Source organism: Rhizobium sp. 01L419 (assembly GCF_056400025.1).
Genome location: NZ_JBFTSM010000002.1, coordinates 469,099 through 482,338, shown reverse-complemented (window position 1 = coordinate 482,338; position 13,240 = coordinate 469,099). Strand labels below are relative to the sequence as shown.

Genomic DNA, 13,240 nt, shown 5'->3' with positions numbered 1-13,240 from the left:
TAGGGATCAGGAGGGGGCATGACTATTGCAGATATCTCGCGGCGGAGCCTGCTGAAGGGCACCGCAGTGCTGCTCGGCTCGACAGCGCTTTCGCGTATTGCTCTGGCGCAGGACGTGCCGGCCGGCGGACGCCTGATCGTCGCCGCCGACTCCGAGCCGAAGAACCTCAACCCCGCCATCGTCGCCTCGAACGGCGTCTTCTTCGTTGCAAGCAAAGTGATCGAACCGCTGGCAGAAGCCTCCTTCGAAGGTGCGGACGGTCTTTCGCCGCGGCTCGCCACGTCCTGGGAGGGCTCGCCTGACGGGCGCTCCGTGACTTTCAAGCTGCGAGAAAACGCGACCTGGCATGACGGCAAGCCGTTCACATCAGCCGACGTCGCCTTCTCGGCACTCAACGTCTGGAAGCCGCTTCAGAATCTCGGCCGCCTGGTCTTCGCCAATCTGGAGGCCGTCGACACGCCCGATGACCACACGGCGGTCTTCCGCTTCTCGAAGCCGACGCCTTTCCAGCTTATCCGCAATGCACTGCCGGCCGTCACCAGCGTCGTCGCCAAGCATATTTTCGAAGGCAGCGACATCGCCAAGAACCCGGCCAACAATACGCTTGTCGGCACCGGCCCCTTTAAATTCGCCGAATACAAGCCGGGCGAATATTACCGGCTGACTCGCAACGAGAACTATTGGCAGAAGGGCGAGCCGAAGCTCAACGAAATCGTCTACCGCGTGCTGCCCGACCGTGAATCGGCTGGTGCCGCGCTCGAAGCCGAGGAAATCCACCTCGCCGCCTTCTCGGCCGTACCTCTCGCCGATCTCGACCGCATCTCCAAGGTTGACGGCATCAAGGTCATCTCCAAGGGCTATGAGGCGCTGACCTATCAGCTCGTCATCGAGATCAACCATCGCCGCAAGGAACTGTCAGATCTGAGGGTGCGTCAGGCGATCGCCCATGCGATCGACAAAAAGTTCGTCGTCGATACGATCTTCCTCGGTTATGCGACGGAATCGACCGGTCCAGTTCCGAAGAATTCGAAGGAGTTCTACACCGCCGATGTCGCCAACTATAATTTCGACGTTCAGGCGGCGAACGACCTCCTTGATCAGGGAGGCTACACCAAAGGGCCTGACGGCAAACGTTTCCAGCTCAAGCTCCGCCCGGCGCCCTATTTCAACGAGACACGCCAGTTCGGCGATTATCTGCGTCAGGCGCTTGCTGCTGTCGGCATCGACGCCGTGATCGTCAACGCCGATGCAGCGGCCCACCAGAAGGCAGTTTACACCGATCACGACTTCGACATCGCTGTTGGCCCGCCGGTCTTCCGTGGCGATCCGGCCATTTCCACAACGATCCTTGTGCAGTCCGGAACGCCTGACGGTGTGCCCTTCTCCAACCAAGGCGGCTATGTCAGCGCCGAACTCGACAAGATCATAGAGCAGGCCTCCGAAACCGTGGATACTGCGGCGCGTACCGACCTGTACTACAAGTTCCAGCAGCTCGCGGTGGCGGAACTGCCGTTGATCAATGTTGCCGAATGGGGCTTCATCACTGTGGCGCGCGATACGGTATTGAACGTATCGGACAATCCGCGCTGGGTAGTTTCGAACTGGGGCGATACAGCGCTGCAATCATGATAGGGTCGAAGGCTGATTTCCTTCAGAGGCCTCGTCCGGCGTGAAACGTGCACTCATCCTCCTGAGACGCAGGGTCATCAGCAGCATTCCAGTGCTGCTGATCGTCGTGATCTTCAGCTTCTTCCTGCTCGAATCCGCTTCCGGCGACGCCGTCGATGCCTATCTCGGCTCGATCGGCGGCGGTGATGCGACGCTGATCAAATCGTTGCGGGAAAGCTACGGGCTCGATCAATCGGTCTTCGCCCGCCTCTGGCTCTATCTTTCGTCGCTCGTCCGTCTCGACCTCGGCTGGTCTGTAGCCTTCAACCGGCCGGTACGCGACCTCATTGCCGAACGGCTGCCGAACACACTGCTCCTGATGGGAAGTGCCACGGGGCTTTCTTTCGGACTCGGCTCGGCGCTCGGCATCCTGGCCGGAGCAAGGCCGGGCAGTCTGCGTGATCGCGCCCTGTCGATCGGTTCTCTGATCATTTATGCCATTCCAAGCTTCTGGCTGGGATTGGTGCTCAGCATCCTCTTTTCGGTCAAGCTGCGCTGGCTGCCGATCGCCGGTATCGAGACTATCGCCTCCGGCAAGGCCGGCCCTTCCCGTGCGCTTGATATCGCAGAACATCTTGCCCTGCCAGTCGGGGCTCTAGCCTGCATCTATCTTGCGATTTTTCTGCGCGTCATGCGTTCAGGCATGGCAGAAGCCTGGAAGCTCGATTTCGTGTTGTTTGCCCGCGCAAAGGGACTGTCGCGCAGCCGCATCGTGCTTCGCCATGTGGCGCGCAATGCGCTGCTACCACTCGTCACCATGCTCGGGCTGCAGTCTGCCGCCATGCTCGGTGGCAGCGTGGTGATCGAGAGCGTCTTTGCCATTCCAGGCTTCGGCAGGCTGGCGCAGGAGGCGGTCAACGGCCGTGACGCGCCGCTGCTGATGGGCATCATCGTCACCAGCGCCGTTCTGGTGATCTGCGTCAATTTCATCGTCGATCTCGCCTATGCCGCCCTCGATCCGCGCATCGGCGCATCGGAGGGTCGGGCATGACACTGCTGCGCCGTCTCCTTCAGACTCCGGAAGGAGCGATCGGGTTTGCGATCCTGGCGGCCTTGCTGATTGCTGGTCTGCTGGCCCCGGTCATATCGCCAGGAGATCCGCTGCGGATCGCCGGCCGGGCGCTGCTTGCGCCCTTCACCGACTCGAACCTACCGCTCGGCACCGATAGGCTGGGGCGCGATGTGCTCGCCGGCCTGCTCTACGGCGCGCGGACTTCGCTGGCCGTAGGAATTGCCGCAGCCCTTTCCGCCATGGTGCTCGGGCTTTTCGTGGGCATGACTGCCGGCTTTGCCGGAGGTGTCATCGACGAGGCATTGATGCGCGTCGTCGATGCCTTCCAGATCGTTCCGGGCTTCCTGCTGGCGCTCGCCTTCGTCAGCATCATCGGCGTGTCGACACCGGTCGTCGTCTTTGCGATTGCACTCGGGACCTGGGCCGATCCCGCACGGCTGACGCGAGCGCAAGTGCTATCCATCCGCGAGCGGGATTATGTGGCTGCCGCACGCGTGATCGGCATGCATCCGGCCGAGATCGCCTTTAAGGAAATCCTGCCGAACGCCCTGCCGCCGGTTCTGGCCCTGTCTGCCACCATCGTGGCCGGCGCGATCCTGACCGAAGCCGCCCTCTCCTTTCTTGGTCTCGGTAATCCCAATCTCGCCACCTGGGGCTCGATGATTGCCGAAGGCCGCAGCGTATTGCGCTCGGCAGCCTATCTTTCGGTTCTGCCCGGTCTGGCGCTGGCCATCACCGTGCTCGGCGTTCATCTCTTTAGCGAGGGTTTGACCCGGGCGCTCGACACTGGCGGAGCCCGGTAATGATTGCTCCCTTCTGCAGTGTGAAAGGACTTTCGGTCCGCTACGGCCAAGAGGTGGCGTTGAGTTATGTCGATCTCGATATCGTAAAAGGCGAGAGGCTGGCGATCGTAGGCGAAAGCGGCTCCGGGAAGAGCACGCTTGCCCGTGCGCTTGCCGGGCTCCTGCCGAAACGGGTCAAAATCGAAGGCGAAATAACATGGCCGGCTCTCGGTCATGCTCCGCTCCCCGGCCGCGATTTCGGTTTCGTCTTTCAGGATCCCGGCACCAGTCTAAATCCGGTGCTGACCATTGGCGAGCAGGTTGCGGAAGCCGCTCGACAGCACTTGAGGTTGGACTGGCGGCAGGCCTATGCCCGTGCTGAAGAGCTTCTGGAACGGGTGCGCATACCGCAGTCCGCAAGCGTCATGCGCGCTTTCCCGCATCAACTTTCAGGAGGCCAAAGGCAGCGCGTGGTGATTGCCGCGGCAATCGCGGCCAAACCCGCCTTGCTGATCGCCGATGAGGCGACCAGTGCGCTCGACGTGGTAGTCCAGGCAGAGATCGTCCGTCTTCTCGACGGGCTAGTGCGTGAGGAAGGCATGACGCTGCTTTTCATTACTCATGATATCGCGCTCGCCTCCGGCTTCGTCGACCGCGTCGCCGTCTTCCGCGATGGAGAATTGTTGGAAGCTGGTCCCGTTCGATCGGTGTTATCGTCGCCATCTCACAGCTATACCGCCGCCCTGATCTCCAGCCATCGCGATCTCTCCACACAGCCCCTGATTACAGAGGCGGTATCATGAATGGGCTTCTGACCGTAGCTGCATTGTCCAAGGCCTATTCCGGTTCCGGTCGCCAGGTAGCGGCGCTTGACGCAGTTTCCCTGGCAATCGCGGCCGGCGAAACCCTGGGCTTGGTCGGAGCTTCCGGCAGCGGAAAATCGACACTGGCGCGTGTCCTTCTACGCCTGTTGGAGCCTGATGCCGGTTCCATCCGGTTCGAAGGAGAGGATTGGCTCGCACTTCGCGGCGCCGACCTGCGACGCCGACGCGCGCATATGCAGATGGTGTTTCAGGACCCACTCGCTGCCTTCAATCCGCTGGCATCGGTCGCCACGGTTCTCGACGATCCGCTAAGAATTCACGGCATTGCGGACAGGGCGCGGCGGCTGGGCGAAATCGCTGCCCTGCTCGAGCGCGTCGGTCTGCCCGCCGCCTTTGCCTCCCGCCCAGTCCGCACGCTGTCGGGCGGACAACGACAGCGCGTCGCCATTGCCCGCGCCATCTCGACGCGGCCCTCCCTACTGGTTCTGGATGAGGCCGTTTCCGCACTCGATGTGACCGTTCGCGGCCGCATCCTTGAATTGCTGGTCGAGCTACAGCGCGAGCGCGGCCTTGCCTATCTCTTCATATCCCATGACCTCGCGGTGGTGCGGGCGATCTCGCATCGCATCGCCGTCATGGACGCCGGCCGTATCGTCGAGGAAGGACCGGCGAGAGATGTCGTTACCGCCCCACGATCCGACGCGGCGCGCCAGCTCGTTGCGGCCGTGCCGCACCTCGTGACCGAACCCGCTTGAAGGAGCTGCTCATGACCGAAGCCTGGAACCCGCTTTACGGCGCGCCGGTCTATCCGGCAGAACGTTACGCCACTCTTGCCCGCCGCATCGGCGTATTGCTGAAGACTGATAACGACGTGCTGCTGGTGCAGGCCGAGGCCGTGGTGGCGCTTGAAGCCGTCGCGACCAGCCTTGCAAAGCCCGGCCTTTCGGCGTTCAACATCGTAACCAGTCCGTATGGCGGCTGGTTCGGGCAGTGGCTGCGCCGCGGCGGCGCTACCGTCATCGACATCGTCGCCCGACCCGGCAGACCCATCGAGGTCGAAGCGATTACTGCGGCGCTGGATGCCAATCCCGGTGTCCGTGTGCTGGCGCTCGTTCACGCGGAATCGGCAAGCGGCATCCTCAATCCGCTGCCTGAAATCGCCGCGTTGGCGCGGGCACGAGGCATCGTAACGGTGGTCGATGCGGTAGCATCTGTCGGCGGTCACGCGCTCGATGTCACCGGATCGGGCATCGATATTGCCGTGATCGGCCCGCAGAAGGCGCTTGGCGGACCTGCCGGCGTTTCCGCCCTGTCGGTCAGCCCGCGAGCTTGGGAGCTGATCCTGCGTGACGATGCGCCACGTGATTCCATCCTGTCGCTGGTCGATCTGAAGGCCTGGGTCGATGCCGGCGGCGGAGCGTTGCCGGGAACGCCGGCGCCACTGGAATTCTTTGCATTGGAGGCCTCGCTTGACCAGGTCGAGGCGGAGGGCATCGAGCAGATCGTCGCACGCCATGAGAGAGCCGCTTCGGCAAGTCGAGCAGGCCTTGCAGCGTTGGGCGCCAGCCTTTGGGTGCCAGCCGAACAGGCATCAAACCTCGTGACAACGGTCTCCGTGCCATCAGGAGTTGAATCCAGTTCTGTCATCGGTTTTTCGGCAGGGTTGGGTGTCGAATTGACGCCAGGTGTCGGAGCGGGCTCGTCCCACTTGATACGCTTCAACCATACAGGTCCACGGGCAACGTTCCAGACGGTGCTTGCAAATGTCGTGGCTTATGGCGCGGCGCTTCGGCGGGCTGGTTTCCCCGCTAATATCGCAGCCGCATCGGAAGCGGTGACGAAGACCTACAGCGGCTGATCGCTCAATACCAGGAGTTCGGAGTCGGCTGCCAGAAGAACAATTCCTCTTCACGCAGGCTATGCAGGCGGCTTTCGGAATCCTGTTCGGTCGCTCGGGCAGGCATTTCGAAGACCCTTTGCTCACGGCCCCAGAAAAGCTTCGCAAGGAAAGTTTTGAATGCCGCAAACATACGTCACCTCCGGGAAAACCAAGCGATGATTTTCGCACGGATCGCGCTGCCGGGAAATATTGTCTACAAAATTTGTATTCTAATTTATTCTGTTGCGCCGCACGCTGATACCACAGGAAGAATGGCGCACGCGAAAAAGGCTTTGCTCGGTGAAAAGAAGCCGCTGCCGGGATATCAGGCCTAATCTGCCACCGCCTCTTGAGAATCGAGCTGTTCCGATGCACGAAGAGCTGAAACCAACATGCCAAGGATCTCGGAATGACGGACGCAAGTGGGCTTCAGATAAAGTTCGAGGGCCATCAGACCCTGCTGAAATGGCATCGCCTGCGCCGGCGCATGACCGACCCGCTGTTTTCGGCGGAGGTCATGGCTGAAGGCTTCAAGGCCGGCGCCTCGATGGAGCTCGACCTGCGGGTGCGCGCCGATGGCGGTTTCGTCGTGCTGCATGATAGGCAGCTGGAAGGCGAGACGTCTGGGCACGGCATCATTGCCGAGAAGAGCCTTGCGGATCTGCGCGACCTGCGCATGAAGGACGGCAATCGTCCGCTCCTCTACAGCGAGGATCTGGCAGCCATGCTGCAATCGGCCCATCCGGACGCGTTGCTGCAGTTCGACATGAAGGATGATTACGAGGTCATCGGCGAAAAGGGGATCGCCCATCTGGCCGAACACCTGCAGAAGATTTCCGCCTCCGTCATCGTTAGCGCCGGAAGTCTGGAGCTGATTCTGGCCGTCAAGGAGAAGCTGCCGCATCTGCGCCGCGGCATCGACCCCAGCGACAAGCTCGGCGACATATACAGGACCGAAGGATGGAAAGCGGTTGAAAAGGAACTGCTTGCCGATCTGCGCGGCCCGACGGAGCCGGAAACAATCTATCTCTACTGGCCGATGCTGCTCGATGCGGCAAAAGCAGGCCTCGATATGATCGCGCTTTGCCATAACGAGGGTAAGCTGGTCGATGCCTGGACCTTCACACTGAAGTATCCCAACGGTGGCTTCAGCGATACGGAGTGGACGAATTTCTCGGCACTGGTCGCCTTGAAGCCGGATCAGATCACCACGGACGAAGCTCTGGCGACCGAGCGGGCATGGCTGAAACGCATGGCAGGCTGATCACCCCGCCAATCCCTCGAACTCGGCGAGGAAAGCGAATTCTTCTGCCAATCCAGGCGAATGGGCGATGACAGGGCCGCCATGCTGCAGCAGTCTGTCGACTGGTGGAATGGCAACTTTCGCGCCAGCCTCGGCAGCGATCAGCGCACCGGCAAGCATATCCCAGGCATTCAGATGCCGTTCGTAAAAGAGATCCGAAACTCCTTCCGCCACACGCACGAGATCGACTGCGGCTGCCCCCATGCGGCGATAATCCATGCCACGTTCGTAGAGCCGCTTGGAGAGTGCCGCATAGTCGTCAAAGCTCGTCTTGCGCGAATGACCGAGCACAACGATCGCATTGGCGGGATCGGTGGTCGGGGCGGCATGGATCGGCTGGCCCTCCTTGAAGGCGCCGCGGCCGCGGATGGCGGAAAAGACCTGGTCATTGGCCGCATCATAGACCACGCCGATCTCCACCTTGCCATCGGCGACGAAGGCGATGGAAACACCCCAGTGGCGAAAACCACGGATGTAATTGGTCGTCCCGTCGATGGGATCGACGACCCAGGTGCCGGCCGAGCCTGACTCACCGCCGGTTTCCTCACCCATGAACGTATCCTCAGGGAAGTGCGCCAGCAGTCCCTCGCGGATCGCCTGCTCTGCCTGCCTGTCTGCGATGGTGACGAAATCCTGCAATCCCTTATTCTCGACGTTGAGCGCGCCCGGCTTTCCTTCACGCCTGAAGCGCGCAGCCTCGCGTCCAGCGTTGCGGGCCACGTCGATTGCGACCTCCGCCCGCGCGGTCAGAGCTGAGGCATCGAATGCGGAATTCATCAAGCAGTCCTTCTTTTGATCAGCGTCACGGGGGTAAATTCGACGCGGGCGGTCATATCCGGTTCAGCCATCCTGGACATCAGCAGATTGACCGTTTGTTCAGCCTGGAAATCGCACGGCTGGCGGATGGTCGTGAGGTCGTAGGCCGCCCAGCTTGCCTGAGGGATGTCATCATGGCCGATGATGCGGATCGGCGGCTGCTCCTCGCGGCCGTGCTCCCTCATCATCCGGTCGACCACGCCGCAAGCCATGTAGTCATTGGCGCAGAACAGGCCGTCGATGCCGAGCGAGGCAAGACCGGCGGCTGCGTCATAACCGTTCCGATAGTCGTTAACCTTCAGTTCCACCATTCGGGGCTCAAGGCCGCGTTGACGGCAGGTCATCATGAAGGCTTCGCTGCGTCGCCTTGCCGTATAGGAGATGGCAGGCGCGGCCATGACCGCCGGCGCCTTGACGCCGCTTTCGATGAGATGCGAGGCGGCAAGATGCCCGGCCATGCGATCGTCGGAGATGATGCGATCGACGAAGGGAATATCATCGCCCTTGTTGATCAGCACAATCGGTACGCCTTCGGCGGCGCACTGCTCGCAGATCTCCGTCGGCGGTGCATCCGACGTGACGATGACGCCCGAGACGGCATAGTGCAGCAACTGGCCGATGACGGTCGAGGTGTCGGCCTCCTTTGAGGTCGGCAGCAGGATCGGACGAAAGTTGCGGGCGAGCAGGACACGAGCCAGATGCTCGATCTGCAGTGTACGGAACGGATTGTCGAGCCCGGCGGCGACAACGCCGACGAGATCGGAGCGCTTGTTGGTCAGGCTGCGGGCGAGATAGTTCACCCGATAGCCGAGATCCTTCGCCGCCTGATAGACCTTTTCGCGCGTCTTCGGCGAAACGCTGGCATCCGGCGTGAAGGCGCGCGAGACGGCGGCACGCGAGACGCCTGCCACACGCGCCACGTCGAAGGACGTGACCTTTCTCGGCCCCTTGTTATCCTTGTCTGCCATGTCTTTCACCCCCAGCGGCCGGGCGCATCAGATCGGGCAGGTCCGTACAGATGCCGAGCACCGGAAGCTTCATGATGTCGGAAAGAATGGTCGGCCGCTCCTCATGCCACAGCACGATCTCACGGCCCTCGCCGAAAGCCCGCTGCATAAGCTCTTCGCCCACGAGATCCTGCGGCCGTTCGCCGGCCCGTTCCCAGCAGAGATGCAGGATATCGGCACCGGCCTCGTCACCCGCCGCATGCGGATCGTGGCCGACGCGGATCAACACCGAGAGCGGATAGTCGCAACCGGCATCGCGAAGCTCGCGCACCTGTGCCGTATCGAAGGAGCCGAGGCAGGCGAAGCGCTGGTTCTTTTCGTTAAGGTGCTTCCAGCAAAGAAGCCCCGTGCCCGGCGCCTTGAGCTCGATGTAGAGGCCCGTATTGGTTAGCCGTCCAAGGGCGGCGACCGCCTCGAAGGTCGGAATATTGACGCCTTCGAGGGCCGCAAGTTCGGCCGCCGTCATCTCGGAAATGCGACTGTCGATGCCGAAGACACGCTCGAGGTGATCGTCGTGGGAGACCACCACCACGCCGTCCTTGGTGAGCTGTGTGTCGAGCTCCCACATTTCCGCACCAAGTTCGGCGGCGCGCTGAAAGGCTTCGAGCGTATTTTCCCGCTCATGACCGCTCGCGCCGCGATGGCCGATGCAGAAAGGCAGATATCCCTTGTTCGAGGGCCAGCCGTAGCGTTCGAAGAAAGTCGAGAAGTCACGCATCGCTCAGAGCCTCCGCCCTTCGTCGTCGAATACGAACACACCCTTGCTATCAATCGCCCACCTCACCTCGTCGCCGACGGTGATGTCATTGCGGACCGGCTGGATCGAGCGTAGCAGCGAGCCGCCGGCGAGCCGTACGTCGTAGAGGTTCTCGCGGCCTTGCGTTTCGGCGAAAGTGACTTTACCGGAAACGACGATATCGCCGGCCGGATTGAAATGTTCAGGGCGCACGCCGAGCGTCAGCTTGCTGCCCTCGGCAGCCTGGACCGAAACCGGCACGCGGATCTCGCTTTCAGGCATCGCAAAGGTGCCATCCTTCATCACGCCGCGCAGGAAAGTGATCGGCGGGTTGCCGAGGAAACCGGCGACGAAGGCGGTGCGTGGATCACTATACATTTCGGCCGGCGTGGCGATCTGCACGATCTCGCCTTCCTTCATAATGGCGATGCGGTCGCACATGCTCATCGCTTCCACCTGATCATGGGTGACGAGGATCGCAGTGATGCCCGTCTCGCGCTGGATGCGGCGGATTTCCGAACGCATTTCAAGGCGGAGCTTGGCATCCAGGTTGGCGAGCGGCTCGTCGAGCAGCAGCACATCCGGCTTGCGGATCAGCGCGCGGGCAAGCGCCACGCGTTGCTGCTGGCCGCCGGAAAGCTGGGCTGGCCGGCGCTCCATGAGATTGCCGATCTGCACGAGGCGGGAAATGCGCTCGACCTCCTTGCGGGTATCGGCCGCATTGACGCCCTTTACCTTCAGCGGAAAGCCAATGTTTTCGGCAACCGTCATATGCGGGTAAAGCGCATAGGACTGGAAGACGACGCCGACATTGCGCATCTGGCTCGGCAGGTCGGTCACATCACGATCGCCAAAGAGGATACGTCCGCCGGTGGGCCGGTGGATGCCGCAGACGGCAAACAGCGTCGTCGATTTGCCGCAGCCCGAGGGGCCGAGCAGCGCCAGCATCTCGCCACTGCCGACTTCAAGTTTCATGTTCTCGATGACCTTGGTGGAGCCGAAGCTCTTCGAGAAATTGTCGAGGAGGATGCGCATCAGCCTTTGCTCCCGCCGCCGTAGATGTTCATGAGGTATTTGTTGAAGAGTGCGTAGGCGATCAGCACCGGAATGAGGTAGAAGAGGCCGACCGCCTTGAACATGTTGAAATCGTAATTGTTGTCGTCGGCAAGGAAGCCGGCGAGATAGACCGACAGCACCTGCACCTGATTGCCCGGTGCCAGCACCTGCGGCAGGATGAACTCGCCCCAGCCGGAGAGGAAGGAAAACAGGCCGAGCGCCATGATGCCGGGCTTGACCTGTGGTAGCACCAGGCTGCGCCAGACGCGGAAACGTGAGGCGCCGTCGACGACGCCCGCCATTTCGATTTCCCAAGGCACCGTGTCGTAGAAGCCCTTCATCAGCCAGATGCCGAGCGGCAGGTCGATCGCCGCCTTCACCAGGATCACGCCGATCAGCGAATTGTAGAGGCCGATCATCTGCAGCACGATGAAGATGGCGATGATCAGCGTCACCGACGGAAAGGCATGCAGCACCATGACGCCGGCAAGGAAGAAGCCGCGTGCCGGCACGTTCAGCCGTGACAGCACATAGCCCGCCATCGACGAGACGATCAGCACCAGGCTGGTGGTGCAGGCCGAGAACAGCAGCGTATTCAGGGTCACGTGCCAGATGTTCGCCTTGCCCGCCGTCGTCTCCCACAGGAAGCGCCAGTGATTGAGCGTCAAGCCGGAGGGCAGCAAGGCATCCGGCTGCTTTACCGTCACCGTGTCGAGGAAGAGATAGACATACATCAGGAGCAGCGGCAGGCTGACGATGGTCAGTGCCGTTATGACAGGCCAGTTGCGGTAATTTGCCGAGGGCTGCGAGCGTTCGGCCATGGTCAATCCTCGATCAGGGGCTTGGCGACAAGCGTGCCGTAGTTGAAGACGCGCAGATAAAGAAGCGACAGCGTCACGCCGATGACGACGAGCACCAGCGCCATGGCGGCACCCAGCCCGTATTCGAGATTGCCGGCATAGTTCCTGAGCGCGGTGTGATAGGCGGAGAGCGCCCAGACCTCGGTCGCGTTGCCCGGCCCGCCATTGGTGGCGAGCAGGATTTCGTTGAAGGAAGCAAGCAGCGACAGGGTCTGATAGCAGGTGACGAAGAGGATCGGCCAGCGCATCTGCGGCAGGATGATGTAACGGATCTGCTGCCAGCGCGAGGCGCCGTCGACCTCGCTCGCATAGAACTGACTCTTCGGAATGGCCTTCATCGCCGACGAGAACACCAGCATGCCCATCGAGGCGCCGATAAATCCGTTGATCAGCACGACGAAGAACCAAGCATTATAAGCTGTATCGAGCAGGTAGTTCTTCGGGGGGTAGCCGAACTTGCCCATCAGGATCGAAATGAAGCCGCTGTCCCAGGCGAGCCACTTCCACAGCATGACGTAGATGACGACAGGTGTGATGCGCGGCAGGAGCCAGATGCCGCGAAAGATCGAAGCCGGCGTCGGCGGCATGTAATGCGTCCAGATGGCGAGCAGCAGCGCATAACCGACGTTGAAAAGCACCAGCACCAGCGCAACATAAAGCACGGTATTGAAAAGCACACGCGCCATGTCGGGCGAGGTGGCCATGCGTGAGAAATTGTCGGTCGTCCAGGTCCAGCCGGTATAGGTGGTCTTGGCGACGGTTTCCTTCTGCTCCGGCGTCAGCTTGAAACCCAGCGTATCGAGAGCGGAGAAGAGCTGGTCCTTGCTGTCGAAGCGGGTGTTGAGGACGGAGCGGTTGAACTGTTCGGAGATCTGCTTGACCTCGCGTGTCGAAGGTCGCTCGGCGAGATCCTTGATCATGCGCTCGACGTCGCGGCGTGCCGGGAAGACCTCGCCTATATGTTTGGCGCGCAATTCCGCAGCAATCCCCGGCGCCATCCCGAGGCGTTCGACGGCCGTGAGGCCTGCCTCGTCGATCGTGTAGCGCGGTTCGGCCATCTCGGCGGCGATGTCGGGCATCGCCGATTTCAGCGCGATCAGGGAGTTCGGCGCGATCTGGTAGACACCGCCTGATATGCCGGTCGCGGTCGTCATGTTGGTCATCGAAAAGACGGCCGTCAGAACGACCGGCAGAAGGAAGAACAGGATGATCATGATCGCCGCAGGCGCGATCATCACCAGCCCAAGCGTTCTGGACGATTTCATGGGAAGTCCCTCACGGACGACGCTCCGAAAGG

At 61.6% G+C, this 13,240-nt stretch carries 15 protein-coding genes; 8 read left to right on the top strand and 7 right to left on the bottom strand.

Features of this window, described 5'->3' with window-relative positions:
• The first annotated feature begins 18 nt into the window (after positions 1-18).
• The 6 genes from AC1DUP_RS06070 to AC1DUP_RS06045 are packed head-to-tail and all read left to right on the top strand — an operon-like array spanning position 19 to position 6,144.
• The gene (locus AC1DUP_RS06070; protein WP_113307438.1) at positions 19-1,629 is read left to right on the top strand and encodes an ABC transporter substrate-binding protein; all 1,611 of its coding nucleotides are present in this window, start codon (positions 19-21) and stop codon (positions 1,627-1,629) included.
• Positions 1,630-1,669: 40 nt separating this feature from the next.
• On the top strand, positions 1,670-2,659 hold the full coding sequence (locus AC1DUP_RS06065) for an ABC transporter permease (protein ID WP_477832254.1): 990 nt from the start codon (positions 1,670-1,672) through the stop codon (positions 2,657-2,659).
• Positions 2,656-3,483, top strand: coding sequence for an ABC transporter permease (locus AC1DUP_RS06060; RefSeq protein WP_113310612.1), 828 nt, complete (start codon positions 2,656-2,658; stop codon positions 3,481-3,483). Before AC1DUP_RS06065 ends, AC1DUP_RS06060 begins: the two co-directional genes overlap by 4 nt.
• Positions 3,483-4,265, top strand: coding sequence for an ABC transporter ATP-binding protein (locus tag AC1DUP_RS06055; RefSeq protein ID WP_113310611.1), 783 nt, complete (start codon positions 3,483-3,485; stop codon positions 4,263-4,265). Before AC1DUP_RS06060 ends, AC1DUP_RS06055 begins: the two co-directional genes overlap by 1 nt.
• Positions 4,262-5,041, top strand: coding sequence for an ABC transporter ATP-binding protein (locus AC1DUP_RS06050; protein ID WP_477832253.1), 780 nt, complete (start codon positions 4,262-4,264; stop codon positions 5,039-5,041). Before AC1DUP_RS06055 ends, AC1DUP_RS06050 begins: the two co-directional genes overlap by 4 nt.
• A gap of 11 nt (positions 5,042-5,052) precedes the next feature.
• Positions 5,053-6,144: a pyridoxal-phosphate-dependent aminotransferase family protein gene (locus AC1DUP_RS06045; protein WP_477832252.1), complete on the top strand. Its 1,092-nt coding sequence runs from the start codon at positions 5,053-5,055 to the stop codon at positions 6,142-6,144.
• Between the two features lie 4 nt (positions 6,145-6,148).
• Here the strand turns inward: AC1DUP_RS06045 and AC1DUP_RS06040 are convergent, their stop codons facing one another.
• Positions 6,149-6,316: a hypothetical protein gene (locus AC1DUP_RS06040; RefSeq protein ID WP_162747225.1), complete on the bottom strand. Its 168-nt coding sequence runs from the start codon at positions 6,314-6,316 to the stop codon at positions 6,149-6,151.
• A 25-nt stretch (positions 6,317-6,341) separates the two neighbouring features.
• On the opposite strand from AC1DUP_RS06040, the gene AC1DUP_RS06035 reads away from it, so the two are divergent.
• Together AC1DUP_RS06035 and AC1DUP_RS06030 are read left to right on the top strand one after the other, a co-directional pair.
• The gene (locus AC1DUP_RS06035; protein ID WP_162748568.1) at positions 6,342-6,500 is read left to right on the top strand and encodes a hypothetical protein; all 159 of its coding nucleotides are present in this window, start codon (positions 6,342-6,344) and stop codon (positions 6,498-6,500) included.
• Positions 6,501-6,574: 74 nt separating this feature from the next.
• Positions 6,575-7,429, top strand: coding sequence for a glycerophosphodiester phosphodiesterase (locus AC1DUP_RS06030; protein WP_477832251.1), 855 nt, complete (start codon positions 6,575-6,577; stop codon positions 7,427-7,429).
• Here the strand turns inward: AC1DUP_RS06030 and AC1DUP_RS06025 are convergent, their stop codons facing one another.
• Genes AC1DUP_RS06025 through AC1DUP_RS06000 form a run of 6 tightly spaced genes read right to left on the bottom strand, consistent with a single transcriptional unit; the run spans position 7,430 to position 13,208 of the window.
• A complete protein-coding gene (locus AC1DUP_RS06025) occupies positions 7,430-8,245 on the bottom strand; it encodes an inositol monophosphatase family protein (protein ID WP_113310607.1) in 816 nt (271 codons plus the stop codon).
• Positions 8,245-9,252, bottom strand: coding sequence for a LacI family DNA-binding transcriptional regulator (locus AC1DUP_RS06020; protein ID WP_113310606.1), 1,008 nt, complete (start codon positions 9,250-9,252; stop codon positions 8,245-8,247). The genes AC1DUP_RS06025 and AC1DUP_RS06020 overlap by 1 nt, the downstream gene beginning before the upstream one ends.
• Positions 9,236-10,009, bottom strand: coding sequence for a glycerophosphodiester phosphodiesterase (locus AC1DUP_RS06015; RefSeq protein WP_113310605.1), 774 nt, complete (start codon positions 10,007-10,009; stop codon positions 9,236-9,238). The genes AC1DUP_RS06020 and AC1DUP_RS06015 overlap by 17 nt, the downstream gene beginning before the upstream one ends.
• Before the next feature lie 3 nt (positions 10,010-10,012).
• Positions 10,013-11,062, bottom strand: coding sequence for an ABC transporter ATP-binding protein (locus AC1DUP_RS06010; protein WP_113310604.1), 1,050 nt, complete (start codon positions 11,060-11,062; stop codon positions 10,013-10,015).
• A complete protein-coding gene (locus AC1DUP_RS06005) occupies positions 11,062-11,904 on the bottom strand; it encodes a carbohydrate ABC transporter permease (RefSeq protein WP_113300372.1) in 843 nt (280 codons plus the stop codon). Before AC1DUP_RS06005 ends, AC1DUP_RS06010 begins: the two co-directional genes overlap by 1 nt.
• A 2-nt stretch (positions 11,905-11,906) precedes the next feature.
• Positions 11,907-13,208: a carbohydrate ABC transporter permease gene (locus AC1DUP_RS06000; protein WP_113310603.1), complete on the bottom strand. Its 1,302-nt coding sequence runs from the start codon at positions 13,206-13,208 to the stop codon at positions 11,907-11,909.
• Positions 13,209-13,240 lie beyond the last annotated feature (32 nt).

Bases quoted from the DNA above. Each gene is read 5' to 3' on its own strand.
- AC1DUP_RS06060 (WP_113310612.1), top strand. From the start codon at position 2,656: ATGACACTGCTGCGCCGTCTCCTTCAGACTCCGGAAGGAGCGATCGGG.
- AC1DUP_RS06040 (WP_162747225.1), bottom strand. From the start codon at position 6,316: ATGTTTGCGGCATTCAAAACTTTCCTTGCGAAGCTTTTCTGGGGCCGT.
- AC1DUP_RS06020 (WP_113310606.1), bottom strand. From the start codon at position 9,252: ATGGCAGACAAGGATAACAAGGGGCCGAGAAAGGTCACGTCCTTCGAC.
- AC1DUP_RS06070 (WP_113307438.1), top strand. From the start codon at position 19: ATGACTATTGCAGATATCTCGCGGCGGAGCCTGCTGAAGGGCACCGCA.
- AC1DUP_RS06025 (WP_113310607.1), bottom strand. From the start codon at position 8,245: ATGAATTCCGCATTCGATGCCTCAGCTCTGACCGCGCGGGCGGAGGTC.
- AC1DUP_RS06030 (WP_477832251.1), top strand. From the start codon at position 6,575: ATGACGGACGCAAGTGGGCTTCAGATAAAGTTCGAGGGCCATCAGACC.
- AC1DUP_RS06050 (WP_477832253.1), top strand. From the start codon at position 4,262: ATGAATGGGCTTCTGACCGTAGCTGCATTGTCCAAGGCCTATTCCGGT.
- AC1DUP_RS06045 (WP_477832252.1), top strand. From the start codon at position 5,053: ATGACCGAAGCCTGGAACCCGCTTTACGGCGCGCCGGTCTATCCGGCA.
- AC1DUP_RS06015 (WP_113310605.1), bottom strand. From the start codon at position 10,009: ATGCGTGACTTCTCGACTTTCTTCGAACGCTACGGCTGGCCCTCGAAC.
- AC1DUP_RS06010 (WP_113310604.1), bottom strand. From the start codon at position 11,062: ATGCGCATCCTCCTCGACAATTTCTCGAAGAGCTTCGGCTCCACCAAG.
- AC1DUP_RS06000 (WP_113310603.1), bottom strand. From the start codon at position 13,208: ATGAAATCGTCCAGAACGCTTGGGCTGGTGATGATCGCGCCTGCGGCG.
- AC1DUP_RS06035 (WP_162748568.1), top strand. From the start codon at position 6,342: ATGATTTTCGCACGGATCGCGCTGCCGGGAAATATTGTCTACAAAATT.
- AC1DUP_RS06055 (WP_113310611.1), top strand. From the start codon at position 3,483: ATGATTGCTCCCTTCTGCAGTGTGAAAGGACTTTCGGTCCGCTACGGC.
- AC1DUP_RS06005 (WP_113300372.1), bottom strand. From the start codon at position 11,904: ATGGCCGAACGCTCGCAGCCCTCGGCAAATTACCGCAACTGGCCTGTC.